The 23,016-nt window shown below is 40.0% G+C and carries 19 protein-coding genes and 1 tRNA gene; 11 read left to right on the forward strand and 9 right to left on the reverse strand.

Annotation, left to right across the window (positions count from 1 at the left end; translation table 11 throughout):
* The first annotated feature begins 60 nt into the window (after positions 1-60).
* The 3 genes from K401_RS0122905 (at position 61) to K401_RS0122915 (ending at position 3,951) form a co-directional block, all read left to right on the forward strand.
* Positions 61-1,851, forward strand: a complete 1,791-nt coding sequence (locus tag K401_RS0122905) for a cache domain-containing sensor histidine kinase (RefSeq protein WP_024295132.1) — start codon at positions 61-63, stop codon at positions 1,849-1,851.
* A 1-nt stretch (position 1,852) separates the two neighbouring features.
* Entirely contained in the window at positions 1,853-3,724 is a 1,872-nt protein-coding gene (locus tag K401_RS0122910; protein ID WP_024295133.1) for a substrate-binding domain-containing protein, read from the forward strand.
* Positions 3,725-3,867: 143 nt separating this feature from the next.
* Positions 3,868-3,951, forward strand: a tRNA-Leu gene (locus K401_RS0122915).
* Between the two features lie 46 nt (positions 3,952-3,997).
* On the opposite strand, the gene K401_RS34270 is transcribed toward K401_RS0122915, so the two are convergent.
* The 4 genes from K401_RS34270 to K401_RS0122940 all read right to left on the reverse strand — a co-directional run bounded on the left by K401_RS34270 (position 3,998) and on the right by K401_RS0122940 (position 7,578).
* The gene (locus K401_RS34270) at positions 3,998-4,168 is read right to left on the reverse strand and encodes a Dabb family protein (RefSeq protein ID WP_084492969.1); all 171 of its coding nucleotides are present in this window, start codon (positions 4,166-4,168) and stop codon (positions 3,998-4,000) included.
* Positions 4,169-4,224: 56 nt separating this feature from the next.
* Complete coding sequence (locus K401_RS0122925; RefSeq protein ID WP_207641465.1) at positions 4,225-4,734, reverse strand: nuclear transport factor 2 family protein; 510 nt, start codon at positions 4,732-4,734, stop codon at positions 4,225-4,227.
* Positions 4,735-4,831: 97 nt separating this feature from the next.
* Positions 4,832-5,746 carry a helix-turn-helix transcriptional regulator gene (locus K401_RS0122930; RefSeq protein ID WP_024295135.1) on the reverse strand — a complete coding sequence of 305 codons (915 nt, stop codon included), beginning with the start codon at positions 5,744-5,746 and terminating at the stop codon, positions 4,832-4,834.
* Positions 5,747-5,937: 191 nt separating this feature from the next.
* The gene (locus K401_RS0122940; protein WP_024295136.1) at positions 5,938-7,578 is read right to left on the reverse strand and encodes a sensor domain-containing diguanylate cyclase; all 1,641 of its coding nucleotides are present in this window, start codon (positions 7,576-7,578) and stop codon (positions 5,938-5,940) included.
* 346 nt (positions 7,579-7,924) lie between these two features.
* Between K401_RS0122940 and K401_RS0122945 the strand changes: the two genes are divergently transcribed.
* Positions 7,925-8,449, forward strand: a complete 525-nt coding sequence (locus K401_RS0122945) for a GNAT family N-acetyltransferase (RefSeq protein ID WP_024295137.1) — start codon at positions 7,925-7,927, stop codon at positions 8,447-8,449.
* A gap of 108 nt (positions 8,450-8,557) precedes the next feature.
* On the opposite strand, the gene K401_RS0122950 is transcribed toward K401_RS0122945, so the two are convergent.
* Positions 8,558-9,775 carry a 6-phosphofructokinase gene (locus tag K401_RS0122950; RefSeq protein WP_024295138.1) on the reverse strand — a complete coding sequence of 406 codons (1,218 nt, stop codon included), beginning with the start codon at positions 9,773-9,775 and terminating at the stop codon, positions 8,558-8,560.
* A 734-nt stretch (positions 9,776-10,509) separates the two neighbouring features.
* Between K401_RS0122950 and K401_RS0122955 the strand changes: the two genes are divergently transcribed.
* Complete coding sequence (locus K401_RS0122955) at positions 10,510-10,743, forward strand: hypothetical protein (protein WP_024295139.1); 234 nt, start codon at positions 10,510-10,512, stop codon at positions 10,741-10,743.
* Positions 10,744-10,969: 226 nt separating this feature from the next.
* Here the strand turns inward: K401_RS0122955 and K401_RS0122960 are convergent, their stop codons facing one another.
* The gene (locus K401_RS0122960; protein ID WP_024295140.1) at positions 10,970-11,362 is read right to left on the reverse strand and encodes a hypothetical protein; all 393 of its coding nucleotides are present in this window, start codon (positions 11,360-11,362) and stop codon (positions 10,970-10,972) included.
* Positions 11,363-12,261: 899 nt separating this feature from the next.
* Here K401_RS0122960 and K401_RS0122965 point away from each other — a divergent pair.
* Entirely contained in the window at positions 12,262-12,747 is a 486-nt protein-coding gene (locus K401_RS0122965; RefSeq protein ID WP_278246394.1) for a CarD family transcriptional regulator, read from the forward strand.
* A 654-nt stretch (positions 12,748-13,401) separates the two neighbouring features.
* The gene (locus tag K401_RS0122970) at positions 13,402-13,602 is read left to right on the forward strand and encodes a cold-shock protein (protein ID WP_024295142.1); all 201 of its coding nucleotides are present in this window, start codon (positions 13,402-13,404) and stop codon (positions 13,600-13,602) included.
* Between the two features lie 516 nt (positions 13,603-14,118).
* Here the strand turns inward: K401_RS0122970 and K401_RS0122975 are convergent.
* A complete protein-coding gene (locus tag K401_RS0122975; RefSeq protein WP_024295143.1) occupies positions 14,119-14,991 on the reverse strand; it encodes a substrate-binding domain-containing protein in 873 nt (290 codons plus the stop codon).
* A gap of 513 nt (positions 14,992-15,504) precedes the next feature.
* On the opposite strand from K401_RS0122975, the gene K401_RS0122980 reads away from it, so the two are divergent.
* Complete coding sequence (locus K401_RS0122980) at positions 15,505-16,542, forward strand: hypothetical protein (RefSeq protein ID WP_024295144.1); 1,038 nt, start codon at positions 15,505-15,507, stop codon at positions 16,540-16,542.
* A 310-nt stretch (positions 16,543-16,852) separates the two neighbouring features.
* On the opposite strand, the gene K401_RS33970 is transcribed toward K401_RS0122980, so the two are convergent.
* Both K401_RS33970 and K401_RS0122995 read right to left on the reverse strand, forming a co-directional pair.
* Positions 16,853-17,581, reverse strand: a complete 729-nt coding sequence (locus K401_RS33970; protein ID WP_330363170.1) for a DUF6176 family protein — start codon at positions 17,579-17,581, stop codon at positions 16,853-16,855.
* A 501-nt stretch (positions 17,582-18,082) separates the two neighbouring features.
* Positions 18,083-18,691: an LptM family lipoprotein gene (locus K401_RS0122995; protein WP_024295146.1), complete on the reverse strand. Its 609-nt coding sequence runs from the start codon at positions 18,689-18,691 to the stop codon at positions 18,083-18,085.
* Between the two features lie 934 nt (positions 18,692-19,625).
* Here K401_RS0122995 and K401_RS0123000 point away from each other — a divergent pair.
* The 3 genes from K401_RS0123000 to K401_RS0123010 are packed head-to-tail and all read left to right on the forward strand — an operon-like array spanning position 19,626 to position 23,006.
* Positions 19,626-20,393, forward strand: a complete 768-nt coding sequence (locus K401_RS0123000; RefSeq protein WP_024295147.1) for an IclR family transcriptional regulator — start codon at positions 19,626-19,628, stop codon at positions 20,391-20,393.
* Between the two features lie 8 nt (positions 20,394-20,401).
* A complete protein-coding gene (gene ilvD, locus K401_RS0123005; RefSeq protein ID WP_024295148.1) occupies positions 20,402-22,084 on the forward strand; it encodes a dihydroxy-acid dehydratase in 1,683 nt (560 codons plus the stop codon).
* A 16-nt stretch (positions 22,085-22,100) separates the two neighbouring features.
* Positions 22,101-23,006 (forward strand): dihydrodipicolinate synthase family protein, encoded by a 906-nt coding sequence (locus tag K401_RS0123010; RefSeq protein WP_024295149.1) that lies wholly within the window; start codon positions 22,101-22,103, stop codon positions 23,004-23,006.
* Positions 23,007-23,016: the final 10 nt, after the last annotated feature.

Raw genomic sequence — 23,016 nt, forward strand, 5'->3', positions numbered from 1 at the left:
CTGTTAACTTCGGTATACTGGATAGGCAGGTTATATGATATGAAAATAGGAGTGAGAGCAATGAAATATTGGAAGAAACGATTCATGGATATGAAAATCCGTGATAAAATGATCAATTCTCATATTTTTATTGCGCTCATTCCCTTCTGTTTTGTGGGGATTTTGGGGATTATCAGTTCAACCAGAGAGGCGGAGCGCAACGTGACCCAGCATACGTCTTTGCTGGTGGGACAGGTGCAGCATACCACGGATATTTATATAAGCAGCATTGAAAAGACAGCCAATATGCTCATCCGGATCATTGAACCAATGCACCTTGGCAGGATCCCCTCCGCTGAGGACGGCCGCTGGAAAGAGTATGAAGCAGCCCTGAAAGACAGCTTTGAGACAGTGGCAGATACTCATGATGAAATCGCAGGCATATTTTTTGCTACGGAGCATGACATGTATGTGGGAACAGGGATGTCCAGAATCTCCCGGGACCCCTTTGTCAAAGAGGTCTGGTATGAAAAAGCAGCATCATTTCCCGGTGAAATGCAGATAATCAGCGATGTTACCGGAAGAAATATTGTTACGGAGGCAGCCTATAGCATTGACGATGTATTTTCAGTGATGAAAGCAGTCATTGACCCGGAAACAGGGGAGAGAATCGGCGTATTGCTGTTTGATGTAAAGCATGAGATCATTTCTTCCGCCATTCAGGATGCGAACATCGGTGAAAATGGATTTGTATTCGTCCTGGATGAGCAGAATCACCTGGTGTATGCACCAACCAATAAAATCGTCTACCGCATCCGTCCTGAATGGCTGTGGAATGAAGAAGAGCCTGTGACAGCGGTGATCAATGGGGAAAAATATCAGATCAGCTATCAAAGATCAGCCTATACCGGCTGGAAAACTGTCAGTGTTTCATCCTACCGGGAAATCATGGGCGGAATCAATACCATGCTGTTCATGTTTGGCTGGGTCCTGGTCTTAACGATTCTCACCGTATTTATTGTGGCGGTAAAAATTTCGGAGACAGTGACAAAGCCCATTGTCAGGCTTCGCAACTTAATGAAAGAGACGGAAAAAGGCAACTTATCCGTCCGGTTTGAAGGCAACTATTTAGATGAGGTAAGCGAGCTTGGCCGCCGGTTCAACCAGATGCTGGAGCGGATACAGGAATTGATGGAGGAGGTATATAAGGAACAGGAGAATAAGCGGAAAGCACAGCTAAAGGCAGTTCAGGAGCAGTTTAAACCCCATTTTTTATACAATACCCTGGACACCATTGGCTGGATGGCGAGAGAACATTCCGCTTATGATATTGTTCATCTTGTAGATGCCCTTACCAATGTTTTCCGCATCAGCTTGAGCAAGGGAAAAGACTATATTACCATAGAAGAAGAAATCCGTTACATTTCCAATTATCTCTACATACAGAAAATCCGTTACGGGCCTAAGGTACAGTACGAAATTTTAGTAGATGAGGACTGCATGAAGGTGGTTCTGCCCAAAATGATCCTCCAGCCCCTGGTGGAAAATTCCATTTACCACGGGGTCAAGATGAAGAGCGGGGATGGGCATGTAAAGGTCACCGGAAGGGTGGAAGACAATTGGGTGAGCCTGGAGGTCTGGGATGACGGAAAGGGCATGGAGGAAGAAAAGGTCTGGGAGCTATCCAGATTGTTAAATGAGCCGGGAGAAGCCGGCAGAAACAGAAGCTTTGGATTGTTTTATATTAAGGAGCGGCTGCGCATCCGGTACGGAGAGCAGTTCCAGGTATTGGTGGAAAGCAAAGAGGGGCAGGGGACGAGTATTGTTATACGGATTCCGAAAGAAGTTCAGAATGATCTTGAAAAAGGGTAAAATGGAAAAAAGAACGAAATTACTGGCGATATTACTGATCATGGTATTTGGTTTCCTGGGATACCGGATTTATAACGGGGCAATTACCCAAACGGTCTATAAAAGCGATGTGGAATATGTGATCGGCGTTTCTCAGGCAAACATGAGAGAAGCATGGCGGATCGCATTGATACATGAGATCCAGGAGGAAGCGGGAAAGTATCCCAATATCAGAATCGTTACGGCAGATGCGACCTCCAGCGTGGAAAAGCAGGAAAAGGATGTTGACAGGCTTCTGGACTTCGGCATTGATCTTTTGATCATATCCCCCTGTGATTCCAGCCGTCTGACAAAGAAGGTGGGGGAGGTATATCAGGAGGGAGTTCCTGTAATTGTTATGGACCGAAGCGTAGAGGGCTTTGACTATAACCTGTTTATCGGCCCGGATAATAATCTCATCGGCAAGCAGGGGGGAGAATGTGCGGTCCGGCTGCTGGGAAATGGGAAGGCGAAAATTCTGGAACTTCGTGCGACTGCCGGGTCCCTTCAGAGCGAGGAGCGGAGCGAGGGCTTTGATTCTGTGATCAGGGATTATCCTGATATCGAAAAGACTGTCTGTGATCTGAAAAATGACATGAAGGACCCAGCCTATGATGCGGTTTTTGCCATGGAGAAGGAACTGAAAGGCGTTTCCCTCATATTTGCCAACAATGATTCCGTGGCCTTTGGAGCATACGAGGCGCTAAAGGACAGGAGTCTGGCTGAGAAAATCAAGGTTATCGGTTGTGACGGCTTTACAGGAGAAAATGAAGGGGTGGATTTGGTGCGGAAAGGAAAACTTGCAGCAACGATTTCCTGCCCAACAGGAGGAAAAGAGGCAGTACAATATGCTATTAATATTCTTCGGAAGGAAAGCGGAGTTCCCAAGCAGGTAATTTTAAGAAGCCATACGATCTATCCTCAAAATGCCGGTGAGTATCTGGCGGCTCTTGACCGACAAAGTATTGACGATGGCAGGAGAATTACCGTAGGATATTCCCAGGTGGGACAGGAGAGTCAGTGGAGGCTTGCCAATACCCGCTCCATTCAGGAGGCTGCCAAGGAATTTAATGTGGAACTTCTTTTTGACAGCGCAGATCAGTCTCAAAAGAAGCAGATTGAGGCGATTCGCAGGTTTATTAAGGAGAGGGTGGATGTAGTCGTGGTTTCTCCAGTAGTGGAGACCGGCTGGGATGAGGTCTTAAAAGAGGCTAAGGAGGCCAATATCCCTGTAGTAATGTCTGACCGCAGAATCGAAGCAGGAGATGATCTGACAACCACTTATATTGGTGCTGACTTTTTAGAGGAAGGGCGGAGAGCCATGCGCTGGCTGAAAGAACATGTAAAACCGGAGCAGGGACCTGTCCATATTTTAGAGCTTCAGGGAAGTGAAGGAGCCACACCGACGGAAGAGAGAAAAAAAGGATTTTTTGAAATATTGGAGGAGAATCCCCAGTACCAGATCGTATATACGGATTATGGTGATTTCACTTACGACGGAGGGAAACAGGTTGTTGAGGAATACATCAGCAGCCACAACTGGGATGTGGACATTATCTTTTCTCACAATGATGACATGGCCCTTGGGGCGATCGAAGCCTTGGAGGCCCATGGATTAAATCCGGGGAAGGATATAACAATTGTTTCTGTGGATGCGACGAAAGAAGCGTTTCAGGCGATGATAGACGGCAAACTGAACTGTGCGGTGGAATGCAGTCCGCTTCTGGGGCCTCCCCTTATGAAAGCAATCCGGGATATGATCGCAGGAAAGGAAATGCCTCTTCGGATTATAACAGAAGAAAAGGTGTACGATCAGTCTGATGCGGAGACAGTTATTAAAACAAGGGAATATTAAGGTGGCTTTTTTGATGCAGCTTTTGACATCAGCGTTGAAAGATTGCTGAAGATGAGGATATTTATAAAAAAGTACTTGATTATTTGACGAAAATGTAGTACTATAATTGTGCAAATTGATTTGTTAATTTGCACAATTAAAAAGCAGAAGTGGCGGAATTGGCAGACGCGCACGGTTCAGGTCCGTGTGGTAGCAATACCTTGAGGGTTCAAGTCCCTTCTTCTGCATAGTTATGCTGAAATGTCCTGTGGAAAATACCACAGGACATTTTTTCTATACCGAGAATTTGACAGCTGATGCCTGCATTGAAATGGCAGATTCATAGCATACGGATGCGCCCGATTCGAGTACCTCCGCTATATATTTTGAAACTTCTACATGTACAGGATGGACGAGATAAGCCTCCATATCCTCCATTGAGGAAAAATGAGTGATTACATGCATTACGGAAACGATGAAGTCAGCAATATGAAACGTGAGGTATGCCGTTTGAACTTTCCTCAGTCACCGGCCAATAAGATTTTAAGCTCAACAATCTTCTGATTTTTTAAGGTGAAATAATAGTCAAGCGCAACCGGGCTTCCCTCAAAGTTCCCGGTAAGTGTGGCGGTGACAATAAACTTCCTATTATTTTCTACGGCATTTGTAACCTCAGTTTTGACTGACAAATTGTTGTTTGCCTTCTCAATATGCTCCTTAATCGCGTCGGGACCGTGATAAATCATGCCATCATCGTAGAGTACGGCATCTCCGGCAAAGCACTTGGCAAGCAAACTGCTGTCATACGAGTTTGACGCCTGGAAATATGTTTCAATAGACTGCGGTAATTTGATGTTCATATTTGTTCTCCTTCTTATAAATTGCTTAAATTGTGCGGATAATACCCCGTCAATTGTATGTTCGGCCCCGACAATATAGGATGTCCGGTCATATACCAGGAAAGCGGCAAGCTCAGCGATTTCCTCCGGCCGGGCTGTCCGTCCGATGGGAATCCCGCCAAGGGAATCCATAAGGGTCTGCTAATTTCCTCCTTTCATGATTGGCAGGGTGATTAACCATTGTATTTGAATTATACCGGCTATAACCTGACGACGTCGCGTCAAGATATCATTTATTTCTTTTATATTTCCAGAGAATCTCATCCAATTTACTTTGGATCTTTTCACGTATGTTCTGCGGGGCGAGGACTTCAGCATAGGTTCCAAAAGAGAGGATATAGTGAAACAGCCAATCGCTTTCCGGTAAGGAAGCCGTAACTGTAAAGGAGCCGTCCCGATTTTTAGTGATTTCCTTTTCATCGAATTCATCAAATACCCGGTAAGCACCTTCTGGAGCAATCTGAAGCTGCACATCAATCCATATTTTAGAACTCTCCTCCGTTTGATCTTCCAACAATTTTTCCTGTGGCCTATTTACAAAAATTTCCGGTGACATTTCCACATTGGACATACGCGAGATTTTAAAGGTTCTGTATTCATTTCTTGTAAGGCAGAAGCCTTGCAGATACCATGCATTCACCTTGTACATAAGCTTAACAGGTTCGACCCTTCGGCTGCTTTTTTCTCCGGCTGTATTAAAATAGTAAAACATAATGACCTGATGATTCAGGATGGCATTTTTGAGTATCGTGAATTCACATGTTTTGCTTTTATTGCTGCCCCAGGGCGATAAATCCACCTCAATCCAATTGATGTTGTTTTTTTGAAACAAGCTGCTTAATTTTGAAAGCACCTTGTCTGTTTCCGGATTCTGCATTACGGTTAAGCTTTGCAGTGCAAACAATATTTCGTTTTGTTCATTTTCTGAAAGAACGGACTTATTGAGAATAAAATGGTCCAGCAGTGATATTCCTCCGCCTTTTCCCTGGGTTGCATAAATAGGTATTCCTGCGGAGGAGAGCGTATCAATATCCCGATAAACCGTTCTTTCAGACACTTCAAAACGTTCCGCCAGTTCCTTGGCCGTGACTATTTTTTTGCTAAGCAGAATATATACGATTTCAAAAAGCCTGTTAATTTGCATATCATCACCTCAGGTAAATTATAAAACATATAACCTGACAATAGTATGTCAAGTTATATGTTTTTTATTAAGTGCAGATAAGCGTAAGCTCTGGGGATCCACGAGGATACACAGATATTTTATTACATCAAAAAGAATGTTGGAAGAATGCTTTTCAAGCACACCCCAACATTCAGTATAGGACCTCTTTTTCATTTTGTCATGCTCATGCCAGGTTCATAAACCGCATATTGGCTGCGGCCATGTTTCTTTGCATGATAAAGAGCAATATCAGCTTTTTGATATAATTCTTCAAATACAGTTCCGTCTTCCGGATAGGCGGCTGTTCCTAAACTGGCAGAAATATGTGCTTCCGGTTCCAGGGCGCTGCCTATGAGGCTGCATAAATTTTCCAGGCGGGCATATAAATCCATACTGTAGGCCACATCTTTTAATAAAATGATAAATTCATCGCCTCCCAGTCGTCCAAAGATGTCATCCCGCCTTAGGGCGGATTTAAGCCTTGAAGCAGCGCGGTGGAGCGCTTTATCCCCAAAATGATGACCGTAATTATCATTCAGCTGCTTGAAGCGGTCAATATCCAGCATGATAAGGATGTGATGGCTTTGGCTGTCTTTTAATGTGCTGCGTATGGCATGTATGGCTGTTGCCCTGTTTAACAGCCCGGTCAGGGAATCCTGTTTGGAAAGCTCCTGAAGAGTCAGGGCCTCCCGTTTGGCTGCGTCAATGTCCTTAATGAGGATAAAAGCCTTAATGGTATCGGTATATGGATCGGAAACGATCTGCACCAGCCCAAGCCCCCAGTAAACGCTTCCGTCGGGCCGCAAACGCCGGTGCTCCAGCCGTAAGGACCGGTTGCCGCGATAATAGTGATAGAGCAGCTGATTCTTATTGAAGAATTTTAGATACATCTCCCGGTCCTCTTCAAAAATATAATGCTCTGCAATGTAGTTCATAATGCTGGAAAAGGAGTTGGTGACATATTCCGGCATAGTCTGGGTCATTTCTCCAATGATTTCTTCAAATAAGTCGAATTTTAAGTTATATTCGTAATAACCGATACAGTCTTTTTTCTGTTCCCGCATGTACTCCATCCACTTTTGGTAAGCCAGTTCCTTTTCATACTGATCCGTAATATCCTGGTAAGATATGATACCTCTGAGAGGGCGCTGATCTTCAGTACACACCAGTGAGTAATGAGTGGAGAACCAGTGATAATCTCCTGATCCTGTTTTCAGTCGTGTGATGCATTTTCCCTCAGGTACACCCTTTTCCATGTCATCATAAAAATCCAGAAAATCAGTAACACTTTCCTTATGTACAATGCCGTTTTCAATAAGAAATTCCGGGGAGAGCGGCATGGTGTAGGGGAAGGGGAAGGTTCTGGAAAATTCAGGTGAGGGGGAAAGGGTTCTGGAAGGAATATCGTAGATGCTTACAAGGCAGCCGGAATGCTGGCTGGCCAGCCGGTATTGTTCTTCCCGGATCCTTAAGTGTTCCTGGAATTTTTTCATACATGTGATATCAGAGATAGCACAGTACAATAATTCCTCCTCAGGGATATAATTCAGTTGTAAGGAACACCAGACGCAGTTTTTTTGTATTTTTGCTTTGAATTCCAAATCAAAGCTGACTGGCTGGTCTGTAAAGTGGCTGCGTATTTCTTCCAGCAGCTCCGGAAATTCTGATTCACATACCATGTCCTTAAGAGAAGCAGGCGCTTGAAATAAGTCCTTTATAGCCTGATTGGAATAAAGAATGGTAAGGTCTTCATCGGTTTTAAGCTTTAGTATGCCGCAAGGGATGCGATCTAAAAAAGGTTCTTCGTTCATTGTTCACTTTCCCCCATAAGTGCTTATGAAAATAGAAATAGGCTTTATTATGAATATATGTGGCATGCTGTCAAAAAATGCACAAAAAAAATGAATTTGGTAGACATTAGTAAATATAAGATCAAAAATATTGATTTCATAAATAAAAGTGGTTCAGCCGGGTAAATAACCGTCTGTGCTGCTTTCAGATTATAGACAAAGTCAAATTATATTTTGCGGCAATGAATATGAAAAGTATAAATAAACATTGATATATTTTTGGCCTTCGTTCTGATATAATTAAGTCAAATCGGAATTTTTTGTCAGTCTTTAAATGTCGATTATTTATATAATGGGAGGTGCAGATATGGTCTATTACTTTGATGAGGAGGTTCTAATAAGAACAATTATTGAAACAGATACAAAAACTATTTGTGAAGAAGAAATGGCACAAGGATGGCAGGCTAACGAAGAAAAGTATTTGACCAGGTTAGCGGATGACACCGCTGGTAAAGCTATTTCTCTTGTTGCAGAATACAAAGGCAATGTCGCCGGATATATAAATGTGTATATCAATTCTTCCTGGGGTTCTTTTGCAAATATGGGATATTGTGAAATTGTTGACTTTGGTGTGTTAGAAAAATACCGTTGTTGTGGAATCGGTTCTAAACTAATGGATACGGCTGAAAAAATTGCTTCAAAATATGCGGATACAGTTTACCTTGGTGTAGGCCTACATAGTGGATATGGCAGCGCTCAGAGAATGTATCATAAGCGCGGTTATTTACCTGATGGGAAAGGTGTCTGGTATAAAGATAAAATAGCAGAACCCCATGAAACTTATTGTAACGATGATTACTTAAATCTATATTTTAGTAAAAAGCTAAGATAGTCATTATGAGCACAAAGAAAACGCCGGAATACTGTTTGTCAACAGTCTGAAAGGGGCACAGCCAGGTAAATATCTGTCTGCGCCCCTTTGTGAGTTCAGCGGACATTATCATCTCCGGTAAAGATATACAGGTCTGCCGCTTTCTATTTTTCGTTGAAGTTCCCCCTGGATCAGGGGCAGGACATATTCCAGAAAATCTGAGGTGACATCAGTGCCGTTGCTGCAGATCCATTGGGAAGGAAACAGCTTTTCCTGATTGCAAACCTGGTTTACATCAACCGTGGTGCATTCCATGGAATAAGGGGAGTTTCCTGTACGGCAAAAGGCGACCATTCTTCCGGTAATGCCGTTTAAAGCGGCCTTTACCCCTTCTGAGCCTGCCTGTACGGATTCTTCTATGTCGGTTGCGGAAGCCAGCATGCCGCTGCAGCGCTGGCTAACATTCAGCTCAATGGAACGGACCTTTACGCCGAAACGGTCGCGCACAAAATTTTCCAGCATTTTGCCGCTTCCGGTGAGCATTTTATGACCAAAGGTATCCAGACGGACTTCATCCGAGTATTCGCATATGAATTTGCCCTGGGCGTCGGAGAGACCTTCTGAGATACAGATAATAACCGAGTTGTTTTTTTTAAGAGCAATTTTAACATCTGATGCAAACCGTTCAAAATCAAAATCAGTTTCAGGAAGGTAGATAAGCACGGGATTATCACCCTCGAATTTTCTGGCCAATGCACTGGCAGCAGTGAGCCAGCCTGCATGGCGGCCCATCAGCTCCACAATGGTGACGGACTTCTGCTGGTAAACGGAAGAGTCCAGAACGATTTCACGGACGGTGTCAGCCACGTATTTGGCGGCACTGCCGTATCCGGGAGTGTGATCCGTTAAAGTCAAGTCATTGTCAATGGTTTTGGGAATTCCAATGAAACGGATGGCGCTGTTATGATGGGAGGCGTAGCGGGAGAGCTTGCTTACTGTATCCATGGAATCATTGCCTCCGATATAAAAGAAATATCCGATTTCCATGGTCCGGAATTTTTCAAACAGAGCCGGATAAAAGGGAGAAGACAGATCGTCAGGGAGTTTATAGCGGCAGGAGCCTAAATAAGCGGCAGGCGTTAATTTCAGAAGCTCCAGTTCTTCCTCCGTCAAATCACCTGTCAAATCCATATAATTGTCGGACATGAAGCCTTCTATACCGTTGATCATGCCATAAACCCGGCCGATTTCTTCACGAGCAATTCCTTCCTTGATGACGCCGTAAAGGCTTGCATTGATCACAGCGGTTGGTCCGCCGGATTGTCCTACGATTGCATTTTTCTTCATGATGTATAATATCCTCCAAGTTTGCATATGCCACGGGCACCTTCCCTATTCTATAATAGAACGACTTTCTTTGCAACGGTCATTCCTAAATTTCCAGGAAATAATTAGCCCATAAAAAGGGAGGAGCCGGTGAAATGTGACTTTCACCGGCCAGTTATGAAAAAAAGTTTTTAATTTAACAAGTATTGGAGTTCTTCTTGTTACTATCTTAAGTATAGAGGAGAGATGTGAAAAAAGTTTGTAGAAGTTGTAAATAATTTTTGTACGTCTTGTGAAAAAACTGTGAATGAATGGTGTTGGTTTTTTATAAGTGATTACTGCTGATTTATGCAACTATAGCTGATTATAAGTGAATAATTATGAAATTAGAGTATAGTAAAATCACACTGGTAATAAAAATTATGTATTAAGATCATTCACTTATAGATTTTAATATTTGTTCTTTTATATATGGTAGTTAATGGGGATTCAGTGACAGCAGGTATTCACCGGCTGGAAGTAGCAGTGCAGCTGTTTCACTTCTTGCATATTAAGCTGACGGCAGGAGTTGGATGACACGTGGTTTGTATGGATGCCTAAAGGCCATAGACTGCCATATGTAGATAGACCATGGTCTTTTTTATTCAGATATTCTTAAATAGCAATTAAAGAGCCTTAGTTTTATAAAATTATTTACACACGCAAGCTTTATAGTATTATAATAAAAGAAAATATGCTTGAAAGGAAATGATTACATGAAAATATATAAATTCTTAGCTGGATTAATATTAATGATATCAGCATTAGGGCTTTTATTATTTTTTATAAAGAGATACTATATAAGCCGGACAGTCTCAATTATTGGAGGAGCAGATGGCCCCACAGCAATTTTTATAGCTGGAAAATCTGAACGCTTTATACCGCTTTATCTTATTATAGGAATGCTGATTCTGATTATAATCACTATTTTGTTTTTTAGAAATAAATAGCAATTTATTATACTACATGTACCGGAGGTATTGCATAAGAAAGAATTCCGCTTGCGGGATTCTCCGCCTGCGGCGACATCCAACCCTGCCGCCGCAGTGCGATCCTCCCGGAGGGTTTTTATCGTATAGGACGAACTTTTCTCGTATACGATAAAAAATACCGGCGAAAAATTCACCGGTATTCAATCTTAAAGTATAGGTTTAATTCGGCAGATAGCAAAAGGGGTTAATGATTATTCAAATATTCCCTTTTTAGCCGATTAAACTCCGATTCCAATTGGTAATCATTTCTCCTTTTTATGTATTCAGTGATCCCATCTTTAAAAGATGGTTTAGCAAATACAAAGATCCGATACAGTAGACGTATCCCCCAAAATAGAGAAAAAGTAATACAAACCAATACTTTTGTGTCATAATCCCAGATTACGGCCAATGAAGCAAAACACAATAGGATAAGCATATAATCCAAAGTTTGGGATAATAGGTTTTTCTTTATTGCCAGTCTGCGTTTTGCAAGTTCTAGGATAGTATTATCATCAGGAGCTTGATTGTTTTGGCTGTCTTCAGAGTTAATATTTGTTATAGAATTCACACCTTGTACGATACTTTCTGTAGTCATTACTTTTCCCTCCACATACTGTAGTTTCATGCGGATAGTATCTTCAGATATCCAATCTGCCCGTTGATTTTTAATCAGTTGCCGGGCGCGTTTCGGATAAGTTGGTTCTAAAGAGTTATCACTACAATCTACTACTTTGATTTGTTTTGATATAATATCACCTCTTTATATGTTTTTTATTATGGGTGTCTCCCCGTGCAATTCGTTTTTTATTATGGGTGTCTCCCCCTGCAGATAATATCATACCATAGTTTTATAGTCTGCTCAACATTTTTAAGGTTATTGTAATGACAATAAAGTCTGTATTATTATAATGATAATGGAAATAAAATATATGAAATTAAAATATATTAAGATAAAGTAAATAGTAAGGCACTATACAATAAAACAGCAAAACGCACCGTATTTAAGCCGTTTCTCTGATTTGTGAAAAAACTGTGAATGAAAGGTATTGGTTTGTTATAAGTGATTATTGCTGATTTATGCAACTATAGCTGATTATAAGTGAATAATTATGAAAAAAAGCATTATAAAATTGTTATATGTAGATAGCCTATGTTCTTTTTGGCTTTTATATTTTAGTTTTGTGTATAAATAAAGACAAGACCACTAACTTAATATCATAGTTAGTGGTCTTATAAGTTTTAGATGAGCTACATATATTTCTCACATTCTCGGTTGGCATACCCCTTTCTCACGGTGCTCAGGAAAATACTAAATAGATAGCTCATCATATAATCTTATTTTTTGGATAAAATTACTGTATACATTTCATCTACAATTGTGCTATAATATAAACATCAGGTATGTGGTTTGCTATGCAGTGACGTAAGTCCAGTTTCAGTGAACCATTTTTTTATTTTGTTAGAAGGAGGTGAGATATCATAAATATAGGTGATATCATCATATACGGAAATCATGGTATTTGTAAGGTTACCGGATTACAGGATATGTACATGGATGAAAAAATTCGTTCATATTATGTACTCAAACCCATTTACAATACTGCCTCGACAGTATACGTCTCAGCTATAAGTAACAAAAGAAAGACTGAAATTCGCCACGTTCTCTCTGCCGATGAAATTTTCTCTGTAGTTGAGAAAATGTCGGATGAAGATTTAATTTGGATTAAGGATAATCATAAGCGCAAAGAATTATATGGCCAGATTCTTTCAGATGGTAACCGTTCTGAGCTAATAAAAATGATAAAAACTTTGCGTTATCAGAAACAAGAGCTAAAAAACATAAATAAAGACAGAAAACTCCAGATTTTTGATGAATGTTTTCTCAAAGATGCTGAAAAAGCGCTTTGTGAGGAGTTTGCTTATGTATTGAACATCAAACGTGAAGAGGTTATTCCGTTTATCTATGAGCAGAAATTCTAACCCAATTTTCATTTATCAAGTGCATCTCATTATCATTCCTTATTATTACCTCAAGACCATTTCAACTCCCATATAAAACAACCACTATTTTTATTATTATTTTTTTCCACAGACAGGATCGTTTTAACGCAAGACGAAATTGGGTTTATAGTAAAATTAAAGGAAACAGTCACCAGCGAGGAAGATCTCCTAAGGTATCTGGTGGTTAGCTGAAATCTGACTAATCACTGGATTACCTTTTAAACCTGTTTGCCCATTTTTAATCCCTACCCTTATAAAACATCTTTACATTAAATAAAAACTTTTTTATATTGCTTTTGCTATATTTTTCAGCATTCTCCAACAATGTTTTCTCCCCATTTTACTGAATTCGGATAAGCCCCAGTTTCATGATGATTTACCAAGTTCAGACAGGTTCGCCATTTCCACTTCGCGCTGTTCACTTTATGCCTATTGATGACTTTCACATTTTAACCTTTTTTCCTTGATTTTTAATTGACTTATTTAAATCATTGTGTTATGATAAAGCAGTATTTTAAATAAGGTCTTGATTTCGCATGTATACGTAAGTCATTATTCTATTGATGATTTACATATATATGCGATTTTTAGTTTAGTAAAAATACAATAATAATATTTAAGGAGGTATCTTTCATGACTAAAGGTACAGTAAAATGGTTTAATCCACAAAAAGGCTTTGGTTTTATCTGTGACGAGCAGGGCAACGATATATTCGTTCATTTCTCTGGCCTCGCGATGGACGGTTTTAAAACCTTAGACGAGGGACAGTCAGTTACATTTGATGTAACAGAAGGTAATCGAGGATTACAGGCTGTTAATGTTCATACTGCATAATCCACGTGATAAAGAAGACTGCTTTTAAGTAGTCTTCTTTATTTATATTTTCTACCTACATAATTTATTAAATAGCAATTTAAGTAGTACAGTTACTTCACTAAATACTGATGTAACCAATATCAAACCAGTCACTAACCGAACGTCAACTTTTGTGCCAGATGGGACAGATCATGATACCTTGGATTAGCCTAGGTGGTATTACATTTATTCAACAGCTCATGGTCCGGCAAGTAACCTCGGTCGCGTTTTATTAGGAAAAGATCGGGCATATTATAAGTACCGACGGAATATGGAAATAAATGGGCCGGTCAGAGAGTTGTGACAAACTGTCTGACCGGCTTTTCTTTATAGATATTCATTCAATCGTTCTGGATAATACAGCATCAACTGGCTGAGTACCAAGTCTCAATTCCGGTACCGCTGCGTCCATTTCTTTTTAACCTTTCATCACTCATAATATGATTTCTTTTTACAGGTGTCATTTTAATTCCCTTATTTCTCAAATATAGTTAATTATGACAGTATTCGACTTGGTGTATATATATTAAATACAGTTACTCCAGTATTAATATATTGTGGACCTGTATCAAATCCCTTTAATGCAGCAACTGCCTGAGCCATACCCAAATAGCCCATTGTAAATGGATTTTGTACCAATATAGCTTTTATAGTATTATCTTTTATCATTTCCTGAATTACCTCTGTGATATCAAATCCAATACCGATAATATTTATATCATTTTCTCTCAAAGCATACCCCATCCCTAACGTAGATCCTTCATTCGTTGAAAAAATACCAACAAGATTGGGATTGTCTCTTATATATTTTTCCGTTGCTTGTTTTGCTAACTCTGGGTCACCATTCGTGTATATTGTTTCTAATATTTGATAACTGGCAAACGGTTTAAAATAATCGCGAAATCCCCTTTCCCGATTTACAGTCGTTCTGTTTTCAGGAGTTACCCCAATGATTCCTATTGAACCATATTTGACACCAATCTCCTCTAATTCGTAAAACATATTTTCTCCAGCTATCTTACCAGCTGTATAATTATCTGTAGCAAAGGTTATGACTGCTTCTTCAAACGCTGGTGCATCGACATAAATGATTTTTACACCCTTTGCTTTCGCTTCTTCAACTGCCATTGAAATCTCTAAAGGATCACTCGCCGCTAACATTATTGCATTAGCTCCCGCTGCTACAGCATTATTAAATATTTCAATTTGTTTATTTACATCTCTCGTTAAGGGGGCGTCCCATTCATATGTAACACCTAACATAGAAGCCATTTCTCTAGCACCATTATCCATAACCCTCCAAAATTGATCACTTTTATCCATGGTTATTAAATAAATTTTATAATTCTCATTTACTATATGGTTCATTTCTACAACATCTCCTATATTAATAATCAATTTTAATGTTGGTCCAAATGCATTCACACCTGGTGCTGAAATTCAGGCTTTACAACGAGTGTTCTGATATCACCGACTTGCATAAAAATTATATACTGTTATTAACATAATTATGGGCTGTTACAGTGGAATATTTATCCAGGTAAATAAAATATCTGTAATCTATTCCCGTATCTACAATTCCTGTTAATACTCCTTGTCCTCCAGGCTAAAATTTGGAACACTTCTAATTCTTGAAATAATATTCGAATCTATAGCAGAAGGCGCGTTAATACTCATATAACCGGCATAACTTACAGATTTGGAAGAATACACGGATATTCAATTATATGCGAGGGGGTTTCGTAATATTACTTCAGTAAATTGCTATTCTATTTGCATCAAAGTTATATCATATAAAATTAAGAAAAATGTAAAAAGTCAAAACAAAGACCTTGTTATAATAGAAAGAAAGTTCGAAAATAAATTACCGGAGGTGAGTATTTGAGTAAATATATCATAATTCTGAGTACAGCTATTATAATCATTGGCTTAACTGCATGTTTCCAACAGCAGAAGTTTCCTAATCCAGAAACGGTAAACACCGTTTCTGAAACCACAATTGCTTCACTGCCAGTTATCACTGAGTTAGAGACAACAGCAGAGATGGCAGCAGCAGAGATGGCAGCAACAGAAAAAGCACTGCCCATGCTGTATATAAATGGACAGCTCTATCGACTATTAAGCAGACTGGGTGAACCGATGGGGGATTCGGGCTGTGTAGATGGATATATTTTGTCCTCCGTAGACCCGGAAGAGGTACCCACAGAACATGAGCAATCTAATTTTGGTAGTGAAGGAACACCATATTGTCTGGAAGAAGAATATGGAGAACTGGTTGCAATGGTGGCAGATGAATGGCTGAGGTTTACAGCTGTAGACTTAATTGCGCAACCAGTAAATTATGACCTCTTGATCTCTGACTTAGCACTCCTGGGAGCAGATGGGATTGAACTCAATTATGCTGACAGTGAAAGGCTTGTTTTTCATAGTTATGCAGGCTTGTTTCGATGCGAAAAAAACAGCGATAACTGGGTAATGAAACAAAGCCTTGACTTAAAACCGCTGGAAGCTAACGCAACTCAGGGGGATCATTATTCTTACATCAGTGCAGACAGGGATACTGCCTTAATCTCACCGAAATGCTATGCATCGGATAATGAGATACCTGTTACTTTTCGGTATCTCTTCGCTGAAGGAAAACTGGAATTGGTGGGGAGATTTCAGGATTATACAGATTCTAATCTGGTCTGGAGTTATTCAGAAGAAGCCATGTCAATTCGGCAAAAGCTTTCTGAAAAACCGGATCTGAATGGATTGTGGATTTCTAATCTCTATCCCATTGCAGAAATGAACTCGAATGTATACGGTTTTATTGTGGTCGGTGCAAAAGGCCTGGAGTCTATCCGGTATGGTCTCTACTGGAGTGATTTGGATCAGTTAGAATTGGAGCCTGTAAGAGTGCAAAGGGGAACTTTATGAATGAAAGAATTTAGACAGCTATGCATCAGAGAAATGACAAATAGTGTAAATGATTTACTACTGAACAAAAAATCAAACCCTATATTAGAACCTGTATTCGTAAAAACATTTTGTGGAATCGTGTATCTTTGAATACAGGTTCTTAAATTTAAAGAAAGGATTCCAATAGCCGGTATTTGGAGATTTTACGCCCATACCAAAACGAAGGAAAATGCCATGATTGATAGCAGCTCGTTAAAATATATAAAGCAAAAGTATGCAGTAACGCACGATACAACAAAAATCTATGGTATTGATACAAAATCACCTGTTAATAGGAATTTAAAGCTTCCAGGTTATCCAAATAAAAAGCGCAGTCCATGATATCCCCGGCGGTCAGGTCGATACAACTTCGCATGTATTCAAAATGTTTGATGTCCAGCTCATTTTTGCTATTACCAGCAATAGTATTGGAATAGCTCACATCTTTTGCGACAAAAAACATGTAAATATACATGATGCCATTTTCTACTGCTGTAAAATAGGCTTCAAAATAAGCCAATTCATTTTTAAGGGTCTCAGTTCCCTCGACTTTATGTGCTTCCAGAAAAGCCAGCCACTCTTTGGCTGTTTTCTCTTTACCTTTGACAACTTTTAATTTGTATAATTTAATATCCATTTGTTTCATATATCCTCCTTTCAAGCGGTTAGCGAAAACTAACTTCATTGTATAATTATCGAAAGGATCTGTCAAGCCAACTAATTGTAAACCAGTTCTAACTTTTTTTGAAGAGATTACTAAATATTTAGTTGTGAATGAATCATTACAAGCTTTGCAATAATTAAAAACGGTGGCTGTAATTAATTGCTGCAGAGTAGAACCAATGTAAAATGATATGAAGGCAGAAGCTGGTATTTCAGTAATTAATTTATCCACAACAACAGGAATTCCAAATGTGCTGGTAACAATTTTGGCAAATCCACATGTTTCTACTGTGACCGCGTGGCCAAAATCATCTCTGGCCCAGCCTGTCACGTCAATAAATGGACTGAATTCCATTGTTTCAAATCCTTTGGCACAAAGCAATTATATCTTCATAAAATTATCTCCAATCAATTTTTCGTTATCTGGACAGGGATTATTTTACAATATCTGTGCCGATATATACACATTGTTTTCTACTCAGGTAAGTATTAAGTAGGTTTTCATCACCCGAAATAATTTTTTCATAATAAATATTTCTATTGTGTTATAAAATGAACAATACTTTGAACGGTAAATTCTGATTTAGTAAATTATAACATAGATAAACACAAAGGAACAGTATTGAATATTTATGAGCATATATTCAATACTGTTTTATATAATTGACTTTGTCTTCCGTCATCATTGAGGTAACAAATTTCAATGATTTTTTCAATTATAACATAATCATTATACTTTTTTATTAATATCTACTAATGACACATGTGGTAAAACTGTGTCAGCAAAATACTTCTGGTTCATTAAATGGTCAGACGGTTATAACGGTCTGTTATAACCGAAATGTATAGTAACATGTTAAGGAATTAAAGAGATAGTACTTTTTATTCCTTCAACAATATCTGCACCCAGCGATGTGCCAATCACAATGTAAATAGAATCTTTGGTGGCAATCATGTAATAATGTATGTCGATGTCCGCACCTGCTGCACCTGCCTGTTCTTTAGGGATGTTCGCAGTGATGACATAGGCCTCTTTGCCTTCTACGGTTTCAAATTTGCCCTGTGCTTTAAAATCAGGAATGATCTGGGATAGTTGCTGTTCCAACTGCGTGCAAGCTGCCTCATTGAGCAGTGCTTCCGCTTCTGCGTCCCTGGTGGCAAATAACTGATAGGTTTCCTCATCCCCTGGCATACCCATCACGATAATGGCGGAATTATCTTCAGCCTGATACATGGTCACATCAATTCCCATGGTGGACTGTACTTCCCTGGTGAATCCGTCCAAGTCAGGGAATACGACTGCTGCGGCTTCAACCTCGCTTTTAACTTCGCTCTCTGCGGGCGCTTCTGAGGTTTCCTCCGTCTGGGAAGACTGTTCGGTCGCAGAAGATGTTTCCTTGTTTCCACAGGCCGCAATGCTGACCGACATTGTAAGTACGAATAATAGTGTAATTAATTTTTTCATGTTTACCCTCCACGGTTTATTGTTTGAGTTTTTACCTTTCCCAGTATAGTAGAAGCCACTACAAAAAACAGATGCTGGTATTGTGGAAAAAATCATTGATCTCTCTTCAGACAATGAGTAATAATATGACGATGCCGCGTGCCATACAAATACCTGTTTATTTGGGGAGCGCCTTTCCTCGCATCATGTTCTGCAACAGGAATCTTTGTTTTGCCAAGAAATCACATACCACTTTTGCTTTTCCCATCTGCTTTATATGCCAATAAATTGTTATTAAGCATTACTGGAATCATTTGGTAAAAAAATATCAAAGTGAGTCTAATATACACATGGATGGAAAAGGTTAAATTCGTACTCAATTGACTTTTAAATGTACTTAATAGAAGCCGTTACTGATTGATATCATTTTTTGAAAAAATTTACAGTCAGGGAAAAACAGCAGACAACTGCCAGACTTTTGATTTAGTACGTAAATTATCATCATTAGATCAAGCAAGGATCAAAAACGGAACCTGCAGGGCACATAAAATCAGGAAAATATCAGTTGTTAAAAAATGATTTTAAGCGGCATCTTACTGTGTGAGATGCCGCTTTTCAATTAATCGAATCAGATAAACACACGAACCGTTTTGCTTTAGATTCATAATCTTTATGGGATTAAAATTATTTTTCTCACGTATGGATCCGATTGGTTTTTTTATTGTTATAATTGAATCGTTTTATATATGGAATAATAATAAGTAAAAAAAACGGCCAATTCTATATATAAAATACAACCAAAAACAATAGAAAAATTTTGTTTAAAATAACCAAAATTCCACTTGCATTTTTTGATTATTGTCAATTGACGATAAAATTTTATCCACTTATAATGGCTGTATCAATTGATTCTATATTTAAATATTATATTCCATATATGGAATGGAGGATTGCCATGGACCTTCAGGAAAAAATGAAAAGTTACAGTTCGTTAAAAGCATTACAGATTATTATGGCTCTTGCAGAGCGAAAAGGAGAGGTGAATATTGGGGATATAGCGGAAATAACCGGATTAAGCCCCAGTACCATCCATCGGATTCTTCAGGAACTTCAGGCATGCGGATTTGTTGTGAAAAATAAAGAAGCAAGACAGTACAGGCTTGGAATGGGCATGATGAATATTACATTGAAAGTAAATCTGTCGGAGTACCTTCTTGAGGCAGCAAAGGAAGAGATGAAAAGGTTAAATGAGCTTTCTTTGGAAACGATCCATTTGATTGCCCCTGACAATGACAAAGCAGTATATGTGGGAAAGCTGGATGCCAAAAATCAGATTCAGCTCAGATCCAGAATTGGGTGGAAGATTCCTCTTCAGTGTACTGGCGGCGGAAAATTGATACTTGCCGGCCATAGTAAAGAATGGGTGGAAAACTATTTAAAATATAATCCGCTGAAGCAGTATACAGACAATACAATCATGCATAAGGAGACACTTTACAGAGAATTGGAATTAATACAAAAGCAGGGATATTCGCTGGATAACCGGGAACATAATCCGGATATTGTCTGTATTGCGGCACCGATATTCGGACCAGATGGCAATCTGGCAGGAACCATCGGCATTTCCGCACCAGATTACCGCTTTTCCCCGGAGAGAGCATGTTCCTTCGCAGAAGAAGTAAAACACAGTGCAGCATCAATTACAGAAAAATTACAAGGTTAGGAGGGCATATGGAAGATTTTTCTTATAAGGATGACCGATACAGAAGCTCTGTTGTAGTCAATGGAATAAGTATGGCAGGTCCAAGAGCGCATTTCAGAGGAATGGGACTGTTAAATGAAGAACTGAGCAAACCGTTTATTGGCGTTATTAATACTCATAACGAGATGCATCCCGGGCATGTTCATTTGGATAAAATGGCAGAACAGGTGAAAGCAGGAGTTTTAGAGGCAGGAGGTCTACCGTTCGAGGTAAATACCATTTCAATTTGTGACGGATTTACACAGGGGCACGTTGGGATGTGCAGCGTACTTCCAAGCCGTGAAGTAATTGCGGATTCCATTGAGGTTTACGCCAATGCTCACAGGCTGGACGGTCTTGTGCTTTTAGGTGGGTGTGACAAGATCGTGCCGGCTATGTTGATGGCCATGTTGCGGATCAATATACCAGCTATATTGGTTACTGGCGGACCAATGATGCCAGCCGTATATCAAGGTAAAAGTTATGCGACCTATGAATTGAAGGAAATGGCAGGGAAGCTGGCAAAAGGAGAAATATCAAAGGAAGAGTACGAACAGATGGAAGGGATTATGTCTCCGGGACCTGGCTCCTGCGCCATGATGGGAACGGCCAACAGCATGTCTGTCGCAGCAGAAGCTATGGGACTTACACTGCCGGGCTGTGCCGGTGCTCATGCGGTGTCAGGAAAAAAGAAACGGATTGCCAGGCAGAGTGGAATTGAAATCGTACGTCTTGTAGAGAAACAAATCTGTCCAAGAGATATTGTCAGCCAGGAAATGCTGGAATTGTCAGCAAGAGTATGTGTCAGCGTTGGGGGATCAACCAATATTACACTTCACTATCCGGCAATAGCCAAAGAAGGAAAGCTTCATATGACTGTAAAGGAATTGGGTCTTCTGTCAAAAACCACGCCATACCTGGCTAAGATAAAACCATCGGGAATACACACTATGCTGGATTTTGACGAGGCCGGAGGGGTAGGTGCCGTTTTAAAAGCTTTTTCGGAGATGGTTAACCTTGACCTCATAACGGTAAATGGAAAAACTCACAGACAGAATGCAGAAAGTGTGCAGGTATGGAATCAGGAAATAATCCGGCCGGTTATAAATGCATATGCAAAGGAAGGATCAATTGCCGTACTTCATGGTAATTTAGCTCCAAAAGGCTGCGTAGTCAAACAGAGTGCGGTTGTGGCACAGATGAGAAACCACAGGGGACCTGCGCGCTGCTTTGAGTGTGAGGAAGATGCGGTAACCGCAATTTACAGCGGAATGATCAAGGCAGGAGATGTAATCGTTATACGTAATGAAGGTCCTCAGGGCGGACCGGGAATGCGTGAGATGTTGACAGCGACTGCCGCGCTTGTAGGTATGGGATATTCAGAAACAGTAGCGTTAATAACGGATGGCCGTTTTTCGGGTGCTACGAGGGGACCGTGTATTGGTCACATTTCTCCGGAAACCTCCCAAAGGGGACCAATTGCCGCACTGAAGGATGGTGATATGATCCATATTGATATTGATGAAGGAATTTTGTCTGTTGAACTTTCCAAAAAAGAAATACAGGAGAGATTGGAACGTCTTCCGGAATTTCAATATAAGGTTAAGGAGGGGTATCTTTACCGTTATGCGAGGGATGTGTCTTCTGCGGATGAAGGGGCAATATTAAAGTAAAGTAAGGAGATAGTGGATGAAACTAGTAACATTAGAGGGAATTTCGGCACCAGTGCTCACCCCGTTTTATGAAAATGGTAAGGTGAATACAACAGAGTATACAAGGTTGATTGAATATATAGCTGGAAGTGGAATAAAAGGGATTTTTGTAGGAGGCACCAGCGGAGAATTTGTCAATCTCCGCATAGAAGAGCGTAAAAACCTTTTGCTGGCTGCAAAGGAAGGAGTAAGAAAAGAAACGACTTTGCTGTTTAATGTCACGTCCATGAATGAACAAGAACTTTTTTCTTTGATAGAATGGGCAAAGAAAAAAGGAGCGGATGCAGTTTCAGTGACGGCACCGTATTATCATAAATATGATGAAAAAGCACTGTGCCAATACTTTGAAAAGGTGGCAAATATTGCAGAAGGTTTGCCGGTATATCTTTATAATATGAGCGGCATGACCAACAACCCCATAACTGCCAAAATGTTAAAGGAAGTGTCAGAACGATGTACAAATATATGCGGAATCAAAGACAGCAGTATGGATTTTATGACTCTGCTGAATTATCAGGCAGTGATAGAGCGAGAGGATTTTGAAGTGATTACAGGAAATGATGCCCAGGTTTTATCAGCTCTCTTTGCAGGTGCTGCAGGTGGAATTATTGCCATTGCCAGTGTGTACCCGGAACTGACGCTGGAAATATGGAATGGCTACAGAAATGGTGATTTGGAAGGGGCAAGACGGGCGCAGAAAACGGTTTTACAGATTCGTGAATTGTTCCGTTCCATTATGCCCACGATCACACACAAGGAAGCTTTAAAACTGAAGGGGTTTGATATGGGACCGGCGCGGTTTCCGTTTAGAGATTTGGGGGAAGAAGAGAAACTATGCTTGGAAAAAGGTCTGGAAAAACTAGGAGTGTTTGAAAAGAACTAGGTGGAGGTTA

The organism is Lacrimispora indolis DSM 755 (assembly GCF_000526995.1).
Taxonomy (GTDB): domain Bacteria; phylum Bacillota; class Clostridia; order Lachnospirales; family Lachnospiraceae; genus Lacrimispora; species Lacrimispora indolis.

What these genes read in the sequence shown, in the direction of transcription:
- K401_RS0122930 (WP_024295135.1), bottom strand. Translation starts at nt 5,746, where the DNA reads ATGCAAATTAACAGGCTTTTTGAAATCGTATATATTCTGCTTAGCAAA.
- K401_RS0122960 (WP_024295140.1), bottom strand. Translation starts at nt 11,362, where the DNA reads ATGACTACAGAAAGTATCGTACAAGGTGTGAATTCTATAACAAATATT.
- K401_RS33970 (WP_330363170.1), bottom strand. Translation starts at nt 17,581, where the DNA reads ATGGAATTCAGTCCATTTATTGACGTGACAGGCTGGGCCAGAGATGAT.
- K401_RS0123010 (WP_024295149.1), top strand. Translation starts at nt 22,101, where the DNA reads ATGAAACTAGTAACATTAGAGGGAATTTCGGCACCAGTGCTCACCCCG.
- K401_RS0122940 (WP_024295136.1), bottom strand. Translation starts at nt 7,578, where the DNA reads ATGAACGAAGAACCTTTTTTAGATCGCATCCCTTGCGGCATACTAAAG.
- K401_RS0122970 (WP_024295142.1), top strand. Translation starts at nt 13,402, where the DNA reads ATGACTAAAGGTACAGTAAAATGGTTTAATCCACAAAAAGGCTTTGGT.
- K401_RS0122995 (WP_024295146.1), bottom strand. Translation starts at nt 18,691, where the DNA reads ATGAAAAAATTAATTACACTATTATTCGTACTTACAATGTCGGTCAGC.
- K401_RS34270 (WP_084492969.1), bottom strand. Translation starts at nt 4,168, where the DNA reads ATGCATGTAATCACTCATTTTTCCTCAATGGAGGATATGGAGGCTTAT.
- K401_RS0122975 (WP_024295143.1), bottom strand. Translation starts at nt 14,991, where the DNA reads ATGAACCATATAGTAAATGAGAATTATAAAATTTATTTAATAACCATG.
- K401_RS0122910 (WP_024295133.1), top strand. Translation starts at nt 1,853, where the DNA reads ATGGAAAAAAGAACGAAATTACTGGCGATATTACTGATCATGGTATTT.
- K401_RS0122955 (WP_024295139.1), top strand. Translation starts at nt 10,510, where the DNA reads ATGAAAATATATAAATTCTTAGCTGGATTAATATTAATGATATCAGCA.
- K401_RS0122945 (WP_024295137.1), top strand. Translation starts at nt 7,925, where the DNA reads ATGGTCTATTACTTTGATGAGGAGGTTCTAATAAGAACAATTATTGAA.
- K401_RS0122925 (WP_207641465.1), bottom strand. Translation starts at nt 4,734, where the DNA reads ATGGATTCCCTTGGCGGGATTCCCATCGGACGGACAGCCCGGCCGGAG.
- K401_RS0122905 (WP_024295132.1), top strand. Translation starts at nt 61, where the DNA reads ATGAAATATTGGAAGAAACGATTCATGGATATGAAAATCCGTGATAAA.
- K401_RS0123000 (WP_024295147.1), top strand. Translation starts at nt 19,626, where the DNA reads ATGGACCTTCAGGAAAAAATGAAAAGTTACAGTTCGTTAAAAGCATTA.
- K401_RS0122950 (WP_024295138.1), bottom strand. Translation starts at nt 9,775, where the DNA reads ATGAAGAAAAATGCAATCGTAGGACAATCCGGCGGACCAACCGCTGTG.
- ilvD (WP_024295148.1), top strand. Translation starts at nt 20,402, where the DNA reads ATGGAAGATTTTTCTTATAAGGATGACCGATACAGAAGCTCTGTTGTA.